The organism is Microbacterium sp. CH-015, assembly GCF_049707015.1.
Classification (GTDB): Bacteria; Actinomycetota; Actinomycetes; order Actinomycetales; family Microbacteriaceae; genus Microbacterium; species Microbacterium aurum.
Window position 1 is genome coordinate 1 of record NZ_JBNAFJ010000035.1, and the last position, 1098, is coordinate 1098.

General features: G+C 67.3%; 1 protein-coding gene. It reads left to right on the forward strand.

Going from position 1 to position 1098, the window contains the following annotated elements; all coding sequences use genetic code 11:
• Window positions 1–100 precede the first annotated feature (100 nt).
• On the forward strand, window positions 101–1098 hold a 998-nt coding region (locus tag ACPYN4_RS15500; protein ID WP_137878792.1), incomplete at its 3' end, for an IS481 family transposase.

Sequence of the window (1098 nt, forward strand, 5' to 3'; positions counted from 1 at the left end):
TAGCTGTACTTCCCCGGGAGGTTGTGAACGGGTGAGGTAGGCGAAGACCTCCGGGCAGGATGTGGGTTACCACACTCGCATCCTGACCACGGAGGTCTTCGTGTCTCACGCTAACGCGCCTTTGACGCCGGAAGGGCGTCGTCGTCTTGCTGTCCTCGTCGTGGATCGGGGCTGGTCGTTGCGGCGGGCAGCGGAACGGTTCCAGTGCTCGCCCGCGACGGCGAAACGGTGGGTCGACCGGTATCGGGCCGGGCTGCCGTTGACGGACCGCAGCTTCAGGCCGCAGACCTCGCCGAACCGGCTCCCGCGGAAGACGGAGCGGAGGATCGTGTCGTTGCGGTTCACCCGCCGGTGGGGTCCGCACCGGATCGCGTATCACCTGGGCCTTGCCCGCTCGACGGTCGGCCGGGTGCTGGCCAGGTATGGGATGCCGAAGCTCGTGAACATCGATCAGGCCACCGGGCTGCCAGTCCGCAAGCCGACGCCGAAGCGGTACGAGGTCGCAAGACCGGGCCAGCTGATCCACGTCGACATCAAGAAGCAGGGCCGGATCCCTGACGGCGGCGGCTGGCGCGCCTTCGGCCGCGGATCAGCGCAGGACCGTGCCGCGGGATCCGTCCGTGACAAGGCCGCACGGTCAGGAGCGGCAGGATCCCGCGGCTACCGGTATCTGCACCACGCCGTCGACGACAACTCGAGAGTCGCGTACTCGGAGATCCTCGACGACGAACGCAAGGAGACCGCGGCAGGGTTCTGGACCCGCGCGAACGCGTTCTTCGCGAGCCTCGGAGTCACGGTCACCGCCGTGATGACAGACAACGGCGCGTGCTACCGGTCACACGCGTTCGCGGACGCGCTCGGCGACGGTGTGAAGCACAAGTGGACAAAGCCGTATCGGCCGCAGACCAACGGGAAGGTCGAACGCTTCAACCGCACCCTCGCCGCCGAATGGGCCTACGCCAAGCCCTACGCCAGCGAAGCAGAGCGAGCCGCGGCCTACGAGACCTGGCTGCATCACTACAATCACCACAGACCCCACACCGGGATCGGCGGCCAGACCCCCTCAGCCCGCGTTCACAACGTCACGGGGAAGTACAG